Origin of the sequence: Mycobacterium sp. NPDC050441 (assembly GCF_040655355.1) — a bacterium.
Classification (GTDB): domain Bacteria; phylum Actinomycetota; class Actinomycetes; order Mycobacteriales; family Mycobacteriaceae; genus Mycobacterium.
In genome coordinates this window covers 102,200-117,658 of sequence record NZ_JBFAJS010000010.1, presented here as the reverse complement: position 1 = coordinate 117,658, position 15,459 = coordinate 102,200, and the positions used below count along the sequence as shown (strand labels likewise).

At 67.5% G+C, this 15,459-nt stretch carries 16 protein-coding genes; 8 read left to right on the top strand and 8 right to left on the bottom strand.

Translation table 11 applies throughout. From position 1 onward, the window contains the following. Window positions 1-8: 8 nt before the first annotated feature. The 6 genes from AB0I14_RS26630 to AB0I14_RS26605 all read right to left on the bottom strand — a co-directional run bounded on the left by AB0I14_RS26630 (window position 9) and on the right by AB0I14_RS26605 (window position 7,073). Window positions 9-1,124 (bottom strand): hemolysin family protein, encoded by a 1,116-nt coding sequence (locus AB0I14_RS26630; RefSeq protein WP_358028213.1) that lies wholly within the window; start codon window positions 1,122-1,124, stop codon window positions 9-11. Continuing rightward, window positions 1,117-2,484, bottom strand: coding sequence for a hemolysin family protein (locus tag AB0I14_RS26625; RefSeq protein ID WP_358028210.1), 1,368 nt, complete (start codon window positions 2,482-2,484; stop codon window positions 1,117-1,119). The genes AB0I14_RS26630 and AB0I14_RS26625 overlap by 8 nt, the downstream gene beginning before the upstream one ends. A gap of 229 nt (window positions 2,485-2,713) precedes the next feature. After that, entirely contained in the window at window positions 2,714-4,150 is a 1,437-nt protein-coding gene (locus tag AB0I14_RS26620; protein ID WP_358028207.1) for a GuaB1 family IMP dehydrogenase-related protein, read from the bottom strand. 14 nt (window positions 4,151-4,164) lie between these two features. Next, complete coding sequence (gene gndA / locus AB0I14_RS26615; protein WP_358028205.1) at window positions 4,165-5,619, bottom strand: NADP-dependent phosphogluconate dehydrogenase; 1,455 nt, start codon at window positions 5,617-5,619, stop codon at window positions 4,165-4,167. Window positions 5,620-5,670: 51 nt separating this feature from the next. Further along, entirely contained in the window at window positions 5,671-6,642 is a 972-nt protein-coding gene (locus tag AB0I14_RS26610; RefSeq protein WP_358028203.1) for a M56 family metallopeptidase, read from the bottom strand. 14 nt (window positions 6,643-6,656) lie between these two features. Then, entirely contained in the window at window positions 6,657-7,073 is a 417-nt protein-coding gene (locus AB0I14_RS26605; protein ID WP_358028201.1) for a BlaI/MecI/CopY family transcriptional regulator, read from the bottom strand. 224 nt (window positions 7,074-7,297) lie between these two features. Between AB0I14_RS26605 and AB0I14_RS26600 the strand changes: the two genes are divergently transcribed. The 8 genes from AB0I14_RS26600 to AB0I14_RS26565 all read left to right on the top strand — a co-directional run bounded on the left by AB0I14_RS26600 (window position 7,298) and on the right by AB0I14_RS26565 (window position 13,053). Continuing rightward, window positions 7,298-8,068 (top strand): iron reductase, encoded by a 771-nt coding sequence (locus AB0I14_RS26600; protein WP_358028199.1) that lies wholly within the window; start codon window positions 7,298-7,300, stop codon window positions 8,066-8,068. A gap of 156 nt (window positions 8,069-8,224) precedes the next feature. Continuing rightward, complete coding sequence (locus AB0I14_RS26595) at window positions 8,225-8,626, top strand: PaaI family thioesterase (protein WP_358028196.1); 402 nt, start codon at window positions 8,225-8,227, stop codon at window positions 8,624-8,626. Window positions 8,627-8,697: 71 nt separating this feature from the next. Further along, on the top strand, window positions 8,698-9,000 hold the full coding sequence (locus tag AB0I14_RS26590; protein ID WP_358028194.1) for an urease subunit gamma: 303 nt from the start codon (window positions 8,698-8,700) through the stop codon (window positions 8,998-9,000). A 3-nt stretch (window positions 9,001-9,003) separates the two neighbouring features. Further along, window positions 9,004-9,318, top strand: coding sequence for an urease subunit beta (locus tag AB0I14_RS26585; protein WP_358028192.1), 315 nt, complete (start codon window positions 9,004-9,006; stop codon window positions 9,316-9,318). Continuing rightward, on the top strand, window positions 9,315-11,036 hold the full coding sequence (locus AB0I14_RS26580) for an urease subunit alpha (protein WP_358028189.1): 1,722 nt from the start codon (window positions 9,315-9,317) through the stop codon (window positions 11,034-11,036). Before AB0I14_RS26585 ends, AB0I14_RS26580 begins: the two co-directional genes overlap by 4 nt. Before the next feature lie 14 nt (window positions 11,037-11,050). Further along, on the top strand, window positions 11,051-11,686 hold the full coding sequence (locus AB0I14_RS26575; protein WP_358028187.1) for an urease accessory UreF family protein: 636 nt from the start codon (window positions 11,051-11,053) through the stop codon (window positions 11,684-11,686). 33 nt (window positions 11,687-11,719) lie between these two features. Beyond that, entirely contained in the window at window positions 11,720-12,406 is a 687-nt protein-coding gene (gene ureG / locus AB0I14_RS26570; protein WP_358028185.1) for an urease accessory protein UreG, read from the top strand. Then, window positions 12,406-13,053 carry an urease accessory protein UreD gene (locus tag AB0I14_RS26565; protein WP_358028183.1) on the top strand — a complete coding sequence of 216 codons (648 nt, stop codon included), beginning with the start codon at window positions 12,406-12,408 and terminating at the stop codon, window positions 13,051-13,053. The genes ureG and AB0I14_RS26565 overlap by 1 nt, the downstream gene beginning before the upstream one ends. Here AB0I14_RS26565 and AB0I14_RS26560 read toward each other — a convergent pair. Both AB0I14_RS26560 and AB0I14_RS26555 read right to left on the bottom strand, forming a co-directional pair. Beyond that, window positions 13,050-14,423, bottom strand: coding sequence for an NAD(P)/FAD-dependent oxidoreductase (locus tag AB0I14_RS26560; RefSeq protein WP_358028181.1), 1,374 nt, complete (start codon window positions 14,421-14,423; stop codon window positions 13,050-13,052). The two genes, AB0I14_RS26565 and AB0I14_RS26560, sit on opposite strands and share 4 nt — an antisense overlap. Before the next feature lie 97 nt (window positions 14,424-14,520). Beyond that, window positions 14,521-15,447, bottom strand: coding sequence for an LLM class F420-dependent oxidoreductase (locus AB0I14_RS26555; RefSeq protein ID WP_358028179.1), 927 nt, complete (start codon window positions 15,445-15,447; stop codon window positions 14,521-14,523). Between the last annotated feature and the right edge of the window lie 12 nt (window positions 15,448-15,459).

Here is a 15,459-nt window from a genome sequence, read left to right as displayed (position 1 = left end):
CCGGCCGGTCAGATGCGGTGCGTGCCGTCGCGAACCGTTCCGACCAGATCCTCGACCAGGTCTTCCAGGGCGACCATCGCGGTGACGGTCCCGGACACCTCTCCGTGAGGCCCGTCGCCCGCACCGTCATGCCGCTCGAGCTCCTCGCCGTGCTCATTCGCTTCGACCACCAATGCGAGGTGACTGTTGCTGCGTCGCATCCGGGACAGCGCGTCGGGCAGCGGCAGCGAGGCCGGGACTCGCGGCAAGGGCCGCACCATCGTCACGTCCAGTACCGCATCGGGGTCGCTGATCTTCGGCAGGACATCCTTGATGTGCAGGTATCCGATGACCGTCCCCGACGTATCGGTCACGGGGAAGCGGGAGTAGCCGGTCTCGGAGAGGGCCTGCTCGACCGCACCCACAGTCGGCCCGCTGCCTTCGGCGGCAACGGGTATCGCGTGAATTTCGTTCAACGGCATCGCGACGTCGTTGACCGTGCGGCTGCGGGTTTGCAGGGCCCGCGTCAGGCGACCGTGCTCCTCGGTGTCGAGCAGGCCTTCGGACACCGATTCGGCGATCATCTCCGAGAGCTCGACGGTCGACACGGCCGAGGCCAGCTCGTCGACCGGTTCGACTCGGAATGCGCGCAGGGTGGCGTTGGCGCACCAGTTGTAGAAGGCGATGAACGGCCGGGCCGCGCGGATGTACACCAGGTACGGCGGGACCAACAGCATCGCCGCAGTCTCGGGCCCCGCGATGGCGATGTTCTTCGGCACCATCTCGCCGAGCAGCACGTGCAGGGTCACCACGATGGCCAGGGCGATGAAGAACGAGACCGTATGTAGCACGGTGTCGGACACGCCGATCAGCGCGAAGGGTTTCTCCAGCAGATGGGCGACGGCGGGTTCGCCGACCCGGCCGAGCAGGATCGAGCAGATCGTGATGCCCAGCTGGGAGCCGGCCAGCATCAGCGACAGGTGTTCGCCGGCCCGGATGACGGTCACAGCGCTGTGCTTGCCCTGCTCGGCGAGTGCCTGCAGCCGGTCTCGGCGGGCCGAGATCAGCGCGAACTCGGCCGCCACGAAGAACGCGTTGGCGGCCAGCAGCAGCACGGTCAGCAGCACGCCGAGGATGTCACCCATGGTCGTTCTCCCGGTTGCCGAGTCTGGTCAGCTCGAGCAGATCGATCCGGCGCCCGTCCATCCGCACCACCGTGGCCAGCCATCGAGTCGGTTTGTCCGGATCACCGTCCGGGTCGAACGCGGTGAGCTCCACGGCTTCGCCGGTCTCCGGTATGTGGCCGAGCTGCTGCAGGACCAGCCCGCCGATGGTCTCGTATTCGCCCTCGGGAGCACGGAATCCCGTGCCGGTCGCGACCTCGTCGATGCGCAGGAGCCCGGACACCTGCCAGCCGGCCCCGGCCTGCACCACGTCGGGGGTCGCATCGTCATGCTCGTCACGCACGTCGCCGACGATCTCCTCGATGAGGTCCTCGACAGTCACCATGCCGGCGGTGCCGCCGTACTCGTCGACCACCAGTGCGGTCTGCAACCCGTTGGCCCGTATCTGGGTCATCACGGCATCGCCGTCGAGGGTGGACGGCACCGTCGCCACCGGCAGCGCCAGCGCGGCCAGCCGGGTCCGGTCCCGGTCTTCGCGCGGTACCGAGAACACCTGCTTGACGTGGACGACGCCGATCGTCTCGTCGAGGTCGCCCTCGACGATGGGGAACCGCGAATACCCGGTGCGGATCGCGGTGGACATCAGGTCGGTCACCGAATCGCCGGCGTCGAGTACCTCGATCTTGGAGCGCGGAGTCATCAGTTCCTCGGCGGTGCGCTCACCGAACTGCAGTGAGCGGTGCACCAGCAATGCGGTGGTGGGATCGAGCGACCCGCTGCGGGCCGAATTCCGGACCAGCGACGCCAGTTCCTGGGCCGAGCGCGCCGAGCGCAGTTCCTCGGCGGGCTCGACGCCGAGGCGGCGCACGATCCAGTTCGCAGTGCCGTTGGTCAACCGGATGACCGGGGTGAACAACATCGAGAACAGCAGCTGGAACGGTGCAGCCGCGCGCGCCGTCGGGACCGGGCGGGCCACGGCCAGGTTCTTGGGCACGAGCTCGCCGAACACCATCGACAGCGACGTAGCGATGAGTATCGCCAGGAACAGAGACAGACCGCCGGCGAATCTGGCGGGAATGCCGATGGCATCCAGGCCGGGGCGGATCAGTCCCCCGACCACGGGTTCGGCCAGGTAACCGGTGGCCAGTGTGGTGATCGAGATGCCGACCTGGGCGCCGGAGAGCTGGAACGACAGGGTGCGGTGCGCGCGGCGGACCAGTTGGTCGCGGCGGTCGCCGGTACGGGCGTTGGCCTCGACCGTGCTGCGCTCCAGCGCGGTCAGCGCGAACTCGGCGGCCACGAATACCGCGGTGCCGAGGGTGAGTAGGACGATCGCCAGGATCGACAGCAACGAGAAAACCACGTCGGTAGAGCCGCCCATCAGATCCTCACCAGGCGTACGCCGGGCCCGGGGCCCGGCCGACTAGGAGAGGGGTCGTCAGCTTCGGCGCTCAGAAGCGACTGGTGTTCCACCCCGAAGGCCGGTTCAGAACCGGAGGCCTCGGTGGGTGCCTGCGGCACGTGAACCCTTTCGTTCGATCTGACGCTGTAGGCGACCCGGGCAATGCCCGACCGTCCACGCGTTACTCAGAACCTCAATAGTATCGCGGTCACCATCCGGTCGGCAGCGGATGACCCTCGGCGAAACCGGCGGCCGATTGCACGCCCAGCACGACCTTCTCGTGCAGTTCGGTGATGTTGCTGGCCCCGACATAGGTGCAGGTGCTGCGCACCCCGGAAGTGATGTGGTCGAGCAGGTCCTCGACTCCGCCGCGCCCCGGATCGAGGCTCATCCGCGAGGAGGAGATGCCTTCCTCGAACAGAGCCTTGCGGGCGCGGTCGAACTGGCTGTCCCCGGCGGTACGGGCGGCCACCGCACGTTTGGAGGCCATGCCGTAGCTCTCCTTGTACGGCCGTTCCGCCCGGTCGTGCAGCAGGTCGCCGGGGGATTCATAAGTTCCGGCGAACCACGAGCCGATCATCACGTTGGCGGCGCCGGCGGCCAGCGCCAGCGCCACGTCCCGCGGGTGCCGCACCCCGCCGTCCGCCCACACATGGGCACCGAGTTCCTTTGCCGCAGCAGAACATTCGACGACGGCCGAGAACTGCGGGCGCCCCACGCCGGTCATCATCCGGGTGGTGCACATCGCGCCGGGGCCCACCCCGACCTTGACGATCGAGGCGCCGGCTTCGATGAGGTCGCGGGTGCCCTCGGCGGAGACCACGTTGCCCGCCGCCAGCGGCAGGCCGAGGTCCAGCGATGCCACCGACTTGATGGCGTCGAGCATCTTGAGTTGATGCCCGTGTGCGGTGTCGATGACCAGCAGGTCCACCCCGGCCTCGGCGAGTGCGCGGGCCTTGGCGCCGACATCGCCGTTGATCCCGACGGCCGCGGCGACCCGCAGCCGTCCGGCGGCGTCGACGGCCGGGGTGTAGATACCTGCGCGCACCGCTCCGGTACGGGTCAGAACCCCGGCCAGGGAGCCGTCCGCCGCGGTGAGCACCGCGAGATCGATCGGAGCGTGCTCGAGGAGGTCGAACACCAGTCTCGGATCGGTGCCCACCGGGGCGGTGACGAAGTCCGACACCGCGACGTCACGGATGCGGGCGAACCGATCCACGCCGGCGCAGCTCGCCTCGGTCACCAGACCGATCGGGCGTCCCTCGAACACCGCCACCGCCGCGCCGTGGGCACGCTTGTGCAGCAGCGCCACGGCGTCGGACACCGAGTCGTCGGGGCCCAGCGTCACCGGTGTGTCCACGACGAGGTCGCGGCTCTTGATGAACTTCACGGTTTCGGCCACCACGGTGCTCGGCAGGTCCTGCGGCAGCACCACGATGCCGCCGCGACGCGCGATGGTCTCGGCCATCCGCCGGCCCGCCACCGCCGTCATGTTCGCCACCACCACCGGGATGGTGGTGCCGGACCCGTCGTTGGTGGACAGATCGACGTCGAACCGCGATGCCACATCCGACCGGCCGGGGACGACGAAGACGTCGTTGTAGGTCAGGTCGTACGGCGGGGTGTGCCCCGGAAGAAACCTCACATCAACGAATCTACTCAGGCAGGGACTTCGCTGCGGTCGCCGCTCCAGAGGGTGTGGAACTTCTGGCCGGGCTCGGCGTCGGTACGCCCGTAGGTGTGCGCGCCGAAGAAATCGCGCAGGCCCTGGGTCAGTGCGGCAGGCAGCCGCTCGGTGCGCAGCGCGTCGTAGTACGACAGCGACGAGGCGAAGCCCGGGACGGGAATCCCCAACTCGGTGGCCTTGATCACGACCCGCCGCCAACTGTCGATGCCGGCCTCGACTGCGTCGCGGAAGTACGGCGCGGCGATCAGGGTGGCCAGGTCGGCATCGTCGTCGTACGCCTCCTTGATCCGGTTGAGGAACTTCGCCCGGATGATGCAGCCGCCGCGCCAGATGGTGGCCATATCGCCCAGGGTGATGTCCCACCCGTACTCGGCCGAGCCGGCCTGGATCTGATTGAAGCCCTGGGCGTAGGCGATGATCTTCGAGGCGTACAGCGCCTTGCTGACATCGTCGATGAATTGTGCTGATTCAGAAGGCTTGTCGCCGAGCTCGCCGGACGCCAGTCCGGTCGTCGCCTTGCGCTGGGCGACCGAACCCGACAGCGCGCGGGCGAACACGGCCTCGGCGATGCCGGTGACGGGAACCCCGAGGTCCAGGGCGGACTTCACGGTCCAGCGCCCGGTGCCTTTCTGCTCGGCCTCATCGACGATCACGTCCACCAGCGGCTTGCCGGTCTTGGTGTCCACCTGGCGCAGCACCTCGGCGGTGATCTCCACCAGGTAGCTGTCCAGGTCGCCCTTGTTCCACTCGGTGAACACGTCGGCGATCTGTGCCGCCTCCAGGCCGAGGCCGTCGCGCAGCAGCTGGTAGGCCTCGCCGATCAGCTGCATGTCGGAGTACTCGATGCCGTTGTGCACCATTTTCACGAAGTGTCCGGCCCCGTCCGGGCCGATGTGGGTGCAGCACGGCACGCCATCGACGTGGGCGGAGATCTCCTCCAGCAGCGGGCCGAGGGACTTGTACGACTCGGCGGGGCCGCCGGGCATGATCGACGGGCCGTTGAGCGCGCCTTCCTCGCCGCCGGAGATGCCGGCGCCGACGAAGTGCAGGCCGCGCTCGCGGATCGTCTTCTCGCGGCGGATGGTGTCGGTGTAGAGGGCGTTGCCGCCGTCGATGATGATATCGCCGGGCTCCATGGCCTCGGCCAGCTCGTTGATGACGGCATCGGTCGGATCGCCGGCCTTGACCATGATGATCACGCGGCGTGGTTTCTCCAGGGCGTCAAGGAATTCCGCGATCGTCTCACTGCGCACGAACTTGCCCTCGGAGCCATGCTCGGCCAACAGCGCATCGGTTTTGGCGATCGACCGGTTGTGCAGGGCGACGGTGTAGCCGTGGTGGGCGAAGTTGCGAGCGAGATTGGAGCCCATCACGGCCAAGCCGGTGACCCCGATCTGCGCCGTGCCGGAAGTGCTGGTCTTGCTCATGCAGCAGCCTTTCGTTGTTTTGTTGTGTCAGAACGCCTGTTGGACAGGGGTTTATCCCAGTCCGGCGAACAGGCGGTGAAGCTCGGTGAGCCAGGGGACGGCAACGGCAACAGTAGGCACCACCAGCACGGCGGCCGCGGCCAGATAGGCGGTGGCCGCCATGGGCACACTGTTGGGCTTGCCGCCCAGACGTCGTACCCGGATCACGGTGGTAGGCCCGCCGGCCGCCAGTGCGCCCGACGGGGTGCGGCCGCTCGCGCAGGCGACCAGCGCCCGGGCCAGGGGAGTGGGGCCTGCGGTGCGTACCGCGGCGTCGTCGGCCAGCAGCTCGATCAGTAGCCGGACCGCGTCGAGGGCGTTGGCGCTGCGGACGAACCGCGGGAAGGCGGCGTGCACCGCGGTGAACATCTCCAGGACCAGGTCATGGCGGGCGCGCAGGTGGGCCCGTTCATGGGTGAGGATTGCGGCGATCTCGTTGTCGGACAACGTGGTCAACGTTCCCTCGCTCACCACGACGCGACTGCGGACACCGGGCAGGCAATAGGCGAGCGGCTGCGCGACCTCGAGGATGCGCAGCCCGTCACCGGCGAGCGGGCGGTGCGCCGTACAGAGATGGGCCGGCACCGCGTCGCGGGACTTGCTGAGCAGGTCGACCATCATGCGGTGATGGGCGCGCCGCCGCCGGGTGGCTACCGCCACCTGGATCACGGCCAGACAGAGCCGCCCCCCGATGAACAGGGTGAGAGTGAACACCACGACCAGCAGCACCCACAGCGGCCAACCGAGGGCCTCGATCTCGCTGGTGATGGTCGCGGTCGGTCGGCCGTCCGGCCCCGGTACGAACAGCCGGCTCGCGATCGCGATACCGGCCGAGAAAGCCGAGAGCACAGCGGCCAGTGCGACCGACTGCCACAGCACGATTGCCGCGCGCGGGGCGCGCAGGGGCCACGCCGCACGCGCCAGCACTGCCGGTACTGGCCCAACCAGGGCCAGCGCGACGAGGGTGAAGGCCAGCGCGGACACGCCGTAAGTCTCTCTCAGGCAGGGCCCGAATTGCCAGCCGGTGGGGGCAGCTGGTGTTTGTTCTCCAGTTCAGCGAGTGCCCGGCGTAACGCCCGGGCCTCATCGACGCCGACTCTCTCGACGAAATGGACCAGCGCGGCCTCGCGGCTGCCGGAGTCCGCGGCCTGGTCGAGGGCGTCGACCATCAAGCCGGCGACGAGCTCGTCGCGACCATTTGTGGGCGCATAGCGGTGCGCGCGGTCATCGCGGTGCTGTACGACCAGGTTCTTCTTCGCCAGTCGTTGCAGCACGGTCATGATCGTGGTGTAGGCCAAGTCGCGGCGGGCGGCCAGCGCCTCATGGACTTGGCGCACTGTTTGGGGTTCGGGTGCGGACCACAAGTGGTCCATCACCTCGCGCTCAAGCTCCCCGAGACGCGTCATTTTGGCCATGTTCCGTTCACTCTCCTGAGCAGTAAAGCCAGCGTACTACGGGTTTACTACCGCGCGTCGTATGCCGTTGTGACCAGCCTCCGGACAGCTGTCTACATCGGGTTAGGGCAAGGTCAGCGCCCTTTGTCGGGCGTCTTGTGAATCCAGTCACAGGGGATGGCTCTCGTGCTTCACGTGACTATAGTAAGGCTAACCTAAGTCAAACTGGAGCTTTCGGAGGTGACATGACGGTCTTGATCGAAGATCCGCTGATCGCGGGTATGGCTATCGAGCGGACGCTGCCGTTGCATGAGTCGAGTCGGCGTTTACGCGAGCTGTATCCGGAGTGTCCGCGGGTCTACGGCGTGGCCGTTGTGCGCGACCTGTCGCGCCGGCGATGGTGGCCGCTCGCGGAGGCGTTGTCCGCGGATCGGCTGAGGGGGATGTTCGACGCCGCGATGGCCGAGACCGGGAACCGGGCCGCCGTCGCGCAGCAGTTGGCCGCCACGTTCACCCACGTGGTGATCGGTCGGGTGGTGCCGCTGCTGGTGCTGGAAGGGCGGGCCTGGGACACCGGCCTGGAAAACCTGTGGGTCCATGTCGACTCCGAGGGAGCGATCGACTGGGTCGGCGTCGTCGACCCGACCCTGCGCGGACTGCCCGGGGATCCCTACTTCTCTGGCCGCAGCGCCCACTTCGCCAGCGCCTCCCACAACGGGATGGTCCCGCTGCCCAGTGAGGCCGCGCTGACCACCTGGGTGGCCCATCGCAGCCATCGGGCGCTTGAGCCGTTGTTCGCCCGGTTGGTGGAGATCAGTGATCGCGCGATTTCGGCCGCAGCGATGTGGCACATGGTGGGCGCGGCCGTGGTCGGCGCAGCCACCCAGGTGCCTCTGTTGGCCGGGTCGAGTGAGGTTGTGAGCATGCGGCGCGGCCAGGCGGTGCTCGATGCCCTGGTCGGCTTCGGTTTGCCGGTCCGCGGCTGCGGCCGGGCAGGGAAGGTCTTGCTTAATTAGGATAGCCTTGCCTAGTATGTAGATACGAGACCAACGGACCGTGCCGGAGTCCTGAGGGCTGCAGAGACCCCCGGTCCGCTCGAGGGCGGGTCCCGCGTTTGATACGCGGGACCCGCCCGAATCTTTGTGGCAATGCGGCGTGTAGACACGAGGACTGTGACCATTGATTCCCCTGAAGGCCTGGGCAAAGGCTTCGACACGGAACTGGGCCTGACCTATCTCGAGCTCACGCCCGACGGCGGCCGCGCACAGCTCACGATTCACGACAAGCTTCTGCAGCCGTGGGGCATCGTGCACGGCGGCGTCTACTGCTCGATCGTCGAGAGCCTGGCCAGTGTGTCGGGCCACGTGTGGCTGTCGGAGAACGGTGGCGGCACGGTGGTCGGGGTCAACAACAACACCGATTTCCTGCGTGCCATCGGATCCGGCACTGTCACAGCGGTTTCCACACCGATCCACCGGGGACGCCGCCAGCAGCTGTGGCTGATCACCATCACCGATGAGAATGACAAGCTCGTGGCGCGCGGTCAGGTGCGACTGCAGAACATCTCCGAATAAGGTGAGCCCGCCAGTCGGGCAGGGACGGTGAGCGCTGCCGAAACCTGCTCGCCGTGGCAATATCGCGCACTATGCGTTTGACCCCGCATGAGCAGGACCGTCTGCTCATCTCGTATGCCGCAGACCTGGCGCGGCGCAGACAGGCTCGCGGCTTGCTGCTCAACCATCCCGAGGCTGTCGCGGTGATCACCGATCACCTGCTGGAAGGCGCGCGTGACGGTCGGACGGTTGCCGAGTTGATGGCGAGCGGACGCGATGTGCTGACCCGCGGGGAGGTCATGGAGGGGGTGCCCGAGATGCTGCACGACGTGCAGGTCGAAGCGACTTTTCCCGATGGCACCAAGCTGGTCACTGTCCATCACCCGATTGCCTGAGCGATGATCCCCGGCGAAATCGTGTTCGGCGACGGCAGCATCGTGCTCAATGCCGGTGCGCCGCGCTTGATCCTGGATGTCATCAACACCGGTGACCGGCCGGTCCAGGTCGGCAGCCATGTGCACCTGCCGCAGGCCAACGCCGCTCTGGACTTCGACCGGGCGGCCGCCCGCGGGCACCGTCTGGACGTCCCGGCGGGTACCGCGGTTCGCTTCGAACCCGGTGTGGCCCAGCGGGTTTCCCTGGTGCCGCTGGGCGGTGCCCGCGAGGTATACGGAATCAGTCTCGACGCGCCCGGCCGATTGGATGCCCAATGACCGAACTGACCCGTGCGCGCTACGCGGCGCTGTTCGGCCCCACCGCCGGTGACCGGATCCGGTTGGCCGACACCGACCTGTTCATCGAGATCACCGAGGACCGCAGCGGCGGACCCCGGCACGCCGGTGACGAGGCGGTCTTCGGCGGTGGCAAGGTACTGCGCGAGTCGATGGGCCAGTCGAGGGCGACCAGGGCCGACGGCGCACCGGACACCGTCATCACCGGTGCGGTGATCATCGACCACTGGGGAATCATCAAGGCCGACATCGGGATCCGCGATGGACGCATCGTGGGGATCGGTAAGGCCGGCAACCCCGACATCATGACCGGGGTACACCCTGCCCTGGTCGTCGGTCCGTCGACCGAGATCATCGCCGGCAACGGTCGCATCCTGACCGCAGGCGCGATCGACTGTCACGTGCACCTGATCTGTCCGCAGATCATGGAAGAGGCCCTCGGCGGCGGGATCACCACGATCGTGGCCGGCGGTACCGGTCCGGCAGAGGGCAGCAAGGCCACCACGGTCACCCCCGGCTCCTGGCACCTGGCCAGGATGCTGGAAGCGCTGGATTCCTGGCCGCTGAACGTCGCGCTGCTGGGCAAGGGCAATACTGTCAGCGCCGAAGCGATGTGGGAGCAGTTGCGCGGTGGCGCAGCGGGATTCAAGCTGCACGAGGACTGGGGCACCACGCCGGCGGCCATCGATGCCTGTCTGACGGTCGCCGAAGCCGCCGGGGTGCAGGTCAATGTCCATACCGACACCCTCAACGAGGCCGGTTTCGTCGAGGACACGCTGGCCGCGATCAAGGGCCGCGGCATCCACGCGTATCACACCGAAGGTGCCGGTGGCGGGCACGCGCCCGACATCATCACCGTCGCCTCGCACCCGAATGTGCTGCCCAGTTCCACGAATCCGACGCGTCCGCACACGGTCAACACCCTCGACGAGCACCTCGACATGTTGATGGTGTGCCACCACCTCAACCCGGCCGTTCCCGAGGATCTGGCGTTCGCCGAGAGCCGGATCCGGCCGTCGACGATCGCCGCCGAGGATCTGTTGCACGACATCGGGGCCATCTCGATGATCGGCAGTGACTCGCAGGCGATGGGCCGGATCGGCGAGGTGGTGTTGCGGACCTGGCAGACCGCACACGTGATGAAGCGCAGGCGCGGCGCGCTGGAAGGCGACGGTGCGGCGGACAACAACCGCGTCCGCCGCTACGTCGCGAAATACACCATCTGCCCGGCCATCGCGCACGGTCTCGACGATGAGATCGGTTCGGTCGAGGTCGGCAAGCTCGCCGATCTGGTGCTGTGGGAACCGGCGTTCTTCGGGGTGCGACCGCATGCGGTGCTCAAGGGCGGCATGATCACCTGGGCGGCGATGGGTGATGCCAACGCCTCGATCCCCACCCCGCAGCCGGTGTTGCCGCGGCCGATGTTCGGGGCGGCTCCCGCCGCGGCGGCCGCCACGTCGGTGCATTTCGTGACTCCGCAGGCGATCGAGGACGGTCTGGCAGGTCGTCTCGACATTCGTCGAAAGCTGGCTGCGGTCAAGAACGTTCGGCAGGTCGGGAAGGCCCAGATGCCACTCAATGACGCGATGCCGCGCATTGAGGTCGATCCGGACACGTTCACCGTCCGGGTCGACGGGCAGGTGTGGCAGGAACAGCCCGCGGTGGAACTGCCCATGGCGCAGCGGTATTTCCTGTTCTGATGAGCAGCTTCTAGATGACCAGCCTGGCAACACTTCTGACCCTGGCCGATTCGCGGTTGCCGACGGGCGGGCACGTGCATTCTGGGGGCGTCGAGGAGGCGGTGACCAGCGGTCTGCTCACGGACGTCGACACGTTGCGCGCCTATCTGGTCCGGCGCATCCGTACCAGCGGGTTGGTCGCTGCCTCGGTGGCGGTGGCGGTACACACCGGGGCCCTGGATCCCGGGGCCGCCGATGCCGAGACCGATGCCCGCACACCGGCTCCGGCGTCGCGTGACGCCTCGCGTGCCCAGGGCCGCGGATTGGTCCGGTTGGCCAGGCGGGTCTGGCCGCTGCAATCGTGGGATGTGCTCGGTTCGCGGCCGCACCTGCCGGTCGCGGCCGGTGCGGTCGGGGCGGCGGCCGGGCTGGATCCGGATGAGACGGCACTGTCGGTGGTCTACACCACCATGACGGGTTCGGCCACTGCCGCGCAGCGGTTGCTTGCGTTGGACCCCGCCGATGTCGCAGCCCTGACCTTCGAGCTGTCCGGGTTGTGTGACGAGGTGGCGGCCGAGGCGGTCACCGGGTTGGCCGACCTGTCCGACCCGTTGCTCGATGTCCTGGCACAGCGTCACACCGAACGTGACCGGCCGCTGTTCGTCTCCTGACCCCTGTATGTCACAGCACTCGAAAGGCCCACCATGCCACCGCATTTCCTCGACGGCGAACCGCACACCCACGTGGACCGGCCCAAGCGGGTACGTCGCCCGGGTGAGCCGCTGCGCATCGGGGTCGGCGGTCCGGTCGGATCGGGCAAGACCGCCCTGGTGGCGGCACTGTGCCGGCAGCTGCGCGATGAGTTGTCCCTGGCGGTGTTGACAAACGACATCTACACCACCGAGGACGCCGACTTCCTGCGCCGGCATGCGGTACTGCCCGACGAGCGGATCGCCGCGGTGCAGACCGGGGGATGTCCGCACACTGCGATCCGCGATGACATCACCGCGAACCTGGATGCGATCGACGATCTGATCGAGGCCAACCCGGCACTGGATCTGATCCTCGTCGAATCCGGCGGCGACAACCTCACGGCGACGTTCTCGTCGGGGCTGGTCGATGTGCAGATCTTCGTCGTCGACGTGGCTGGGGGAGACAAGGTGCCGCGCAAGGGCGGCCCCGGTGTCACGTACTCGGACCTGTTGGTGGTCAACAAGACTGATCTGGCACCGCTGGTGGGGGCCGATCTGGAGGTGATGCGCCGCGATGCGGCGAAGGTCCGCGCACACCGGCCGACGGCTCTGGTTTCGCTGACCGAGGATCCGACAGCGGGCCCGGTACTGACCTGGGTGCGTGAACAGTTGAAGGTCGCACAGGCACCGTCGTCGTGATGCATTCCGACGTCGTGATCGTGGCCTCGCCGGGACGGTTGCCCCGGATCGAGGCGCGCGGCGGTCTGGCCGGACGGTGCACCGAGCCCGACACGGTGCACCTGGTCTCCACGGCTGCCACCCCGCTCGGCGGCGACACCATGAGCGTCCGGATAGTGGTGGAAGCCGATGCCCAGCTGCGGATTCGCACCGCCGCGGCGACAGTGGTGCTGCCCGGCGCGGCCACGCTACAGTCTGCGGCGCACTGGGACCTCGAGATCGCCGGGCAGTTGGATCTCGATCCGCAGCCGACCGTCGTGGCCGGGGGTTCGTCGCATCGCACCACCACGCGACTGCGGCTGGCCGAGTCCGCCCGAGCGCGGATCCGGGAGCGGGTGCAGATCGGCAGATCCGGCGAGCGAGAAGGTTTCTGGTCGTCAGCGATGCATGCCGACGCCGGTTCGGCGCCGTTGTTGCGTCACCGGATCGAACTCGGCTGCGGGGCAGTGGCCGATGACGTACTGGCCGCCCCTCGGGCCTGCATCAGCGAATTGCGCTATCCGGCACCCGTATTCGAGGCGCCCGGAACCGTGCTGGCGCTGGCCGCCGGCGGCAGCCTGGCCACTTGGCAAGGTGACCGGCTGCCCCCTGACGTACCAGGGCTCTAGGACGCCGCTTTCTCGGTTTCCTGCACCGAGGCAGCGATCTCTTCGAGCTCCTCGATCCTGGTGCGGGCGTAGGCCTGCTGTTCGGTGATGGTGAGCTGACCGCGCTTGGTGCTCAGGAAGGTCACACCCCACGACAGCACCGTCACCAGACGGCTCTTGAACCCGACGATGTACACGAGGTGCAGCACCAGCCAGCACACCCAGGCGAAGAACCCGGAGAACTCGACCGGGCCGACCTTGGCCACCGCCGAGAACCGCGACACCGTCGCCATCGAGCCCTTGTCGAAGTACTCGAAGGGGGCCCGGATCTTCGGGCTGGTTCCGGCGACCTCGCGCTTGATCAGCTTGGCGGCGTAACGGCCGCCCTGGATCGCCCCCTGGGCGACACCCGGCACGCCCTCCATCGCGGCCATGTCGCCGACCACGAACACGTTGGGATGGCCCGGAAGCGTCAGGTCCGCCCCTACCTTGACCCGGCCGGCCCGGTCGAGTTCCACGCCCGACTGCTCGGACAGATCCTTGCCGAGCGGGCTGGCCGAGACACCGGCCGACCACACCTTGCAAGCCGATTCGATACGCCGCAGCGTGCCGTCGGAGTCTTTGACCGTCAACCCGTTGCGGTCGACGTCGGTCACCATGGCGCCGAGCTGAACTTCGACCCCCATCTTCTCCAGCCGCTCCTGGGCCCGCTTGCCCAGCTTCGGCCCCATGGGAGGCAGTACTGCCGGTGCCGCGTCGAGCAGGATCACCCGGGCCTCGGTGGGATCGATGTGACGGAAGCTGCCGCGCAGGGTCTGATCGGCCAATTCGGCGATCTGCCCGGCCATTTCAACACCCGTCGGACCGGCGCCCACCACGGTGAAGGTGAGGAGCTTGGCCCGGCGCACGGGGTCGCTGGAACGCTCGGCCTGCTCGAACGCACCGAGGATGCGGCCACGGAGTTCGAGCGCATCGTCGATCGACTTCATGCCGGGAGCGAACTCGGCGAAATGGTCGTTGCCGAAGTAGGACTGTCCGGCGCCTGCGGCGATGATGAGGCTGTCGTACGGAGTGGAATAGGTGTGTCCGAGCAGCACCGAATCCACGGTCTGGTTCTCCAGATCGATGTGCGTGACATCGCCCAGCAGCACCTGAGCGTTCTTCTGCTTACGCAGGATCACGCGGGTGGCGGGCGCGATCTCACCTTCGGAGATGATTCCGGTGGCCACCTGATACAGCAGCGGCTGGAACAGGTGGTGTGTGGTGCGGGCGATCAGCTTGACGTCGACGTCGGCACGTTTGAGGGTCTTGGCTGCGGTCAGACCGCCGAAGCCCGATCCGATGATGACTACCTTATGCCGATCCGATGCCGTAGCTCCGGGATGGCTCATTGCTGCTCCTCGCGAACGTGTTTGCCACTCGTATAACCACTAGGTTAGACGGCGCCATTCCGATCAGTGCGGTGAGATGGCTAACCAAACCGAATGTTTACCCGGATATCAGTGGTTTCAACTCCTCGGCCACCGCGGTGATGCCGCCGGGCACGTAACCGCCCATGGTCACCGGACTGAGGATGACCCCGTCGACCCCGGTGTCGAAGAGCTTGGTCTTGAGCTGTTCGGCGATCTGCTCGGCGCTACCGAACACCGCACGTTGCCGGAAGTCGGGCGGGATGGCATCGGCGGTGAACTGCTCGCCGATCAGGGCGATCACGAGCATGCTGGTCTCCAGCGTCGCCGGGTCCCGGTCGATCTGCTCGCACTGCTGCCGGACCACGTCGAGCTTGCGGGGCAACTCGTCGAAGTTCGCGATGATGTTGAGGTGGTCGAAGTGCCGGGCCGCCAGCGGGATGGTCTTCTTCTCACCGCTGCCGCCGATCATCAGCGGAATGTGGTCGCGGAAGCGCGGTTCGGCGAAGGCATCCTGGGTGCGGTAGTAGTTGCCGTCGAGGCTGACGCGTTCGCCCGCGAGCATCGGCACGATGATCTGCAGTGCCTCGTCGAGCTTCTTGAATCGGTCGGTGAAGGTGCCGAATTCGAAGCCAAGGCTGTCGTGTTCCAGCTCGAACCAGCCGGTGCCGATGCCGAGGATCGCGCGGCCCTGGCTGATCACGTCGAGCGTGGTGATGGCCTTGCTCAACAGCGTCGGGTTCCGGTAGGTGTTGCCGGTGACCAGGGTGCCGAGCTGCACCTTCTGCGTGGCGGCGGCCAGCGCACCCAGTGCGGTGTAGGCCTCCAGCATCGGCTGGTCGGGGGTGCCCAGGCCGGGCAATTGGTAGAAGTGGTCCATCACGAAGACGGAGTCGAAGCCGGCGGCCTCGCCTTCCTGCGCCTGGGCAATGACGGTCGGGAAGAGTTCGGAAACGCCGGTGCCGTAGGAGAAATTGGGGATCTGGAGTCCGAGTCGGATTGTCACCACTCCGACCCT

Excerpts from the sequence above, each read along its gene's own strand:
- AB0I14_RS26605 (WP_358028201.1), bottom strand. The coding sequence starts at position 7,073 with ATGGCCAAAATGACGCGTCTCGGGGAGCTTGAGCGCGAGGTGATGGAC.
- AB0I14_RS26575 (WP_358028187.1), top strand. The coding sequence starts at position 11,051 with ATGACCAGCCTGGCAACACTTCTGACCCTGGCCGATTCGCGGTTGCCG.
- AB0I14_RS26565 (WP_358028183.1), top strand. The coding sequence starts at position 12,406 with ATGCATTCCGACGTCGTGATCGTGGCCTCGCCGGGACGGTTGCCCCGG.
- AB0I14_RS26590 (WP_358028194.1), top strand. The coding sequence starts at position 8,698 with ATGCGTTTGACCCCGCATGAGCAGGACCGTCTGCTCATCTCGTATGCC.
- AB0I14_RS26585 (WP_358028192.1), top strand. The coding sequence starts at position 9,004 with ATGATCCCCGGCGAAATCGTGTTCGGCGACGGCAGCATCGTGCTCAAT.
- AB0I14_RS26580 (WP_358028189.1), top strand. The coding sequence starts at position 9,315 with ATGACCGAACTGACCCGTGCGCGCTACGCGGCGCTGTTCGGCCCCACC.
- AB0I14_RS26560 (WP_358028181.1), bottom strand. The coding sequence starts at position 14,423 with ATGAGCCATCCCGGAGCTACGGCATCGGATCGGCATAAGGTAGTCATC.
- ureG (WP_358028185.1), top strand. The coding sequence starts at position 11,720 with ATGCCACCGCATTTCCTCGACGGCGAACCGCACACCCACGTGGACCGG.
- AB0I14_RS26600 (WP_358028199.1), top strand. The coding sequence starts at position 7,298 with ATGACGGTCTTGATCGAAGATCCGCTGATCGCGGGTATGGCTATCGAG.
- AB0I14_RS26625 (WP_358028210.1), bottom strand. The coding sequence starts at position 2,484 with ATGGGCGGCTCTACCGACGTGGTTTTCTCGTTGCTGTCGATCCTGGCG.
- AB0I14_RS26630 (WP_358028213.1), bottom strand. The coding sequence starts at position 1,124 with ATGGGTGACATCCTCGGCGTGCTGCTGACCGTGCTGCTGCTGGCCGCC.
- gndA (WP_358028205.1), bottom strand. The coding sequence starts at position 5,619 with ATGAGCAAGACCAGCACTTCCGGCACGGCGCAGATCGGGGTCACCGGC.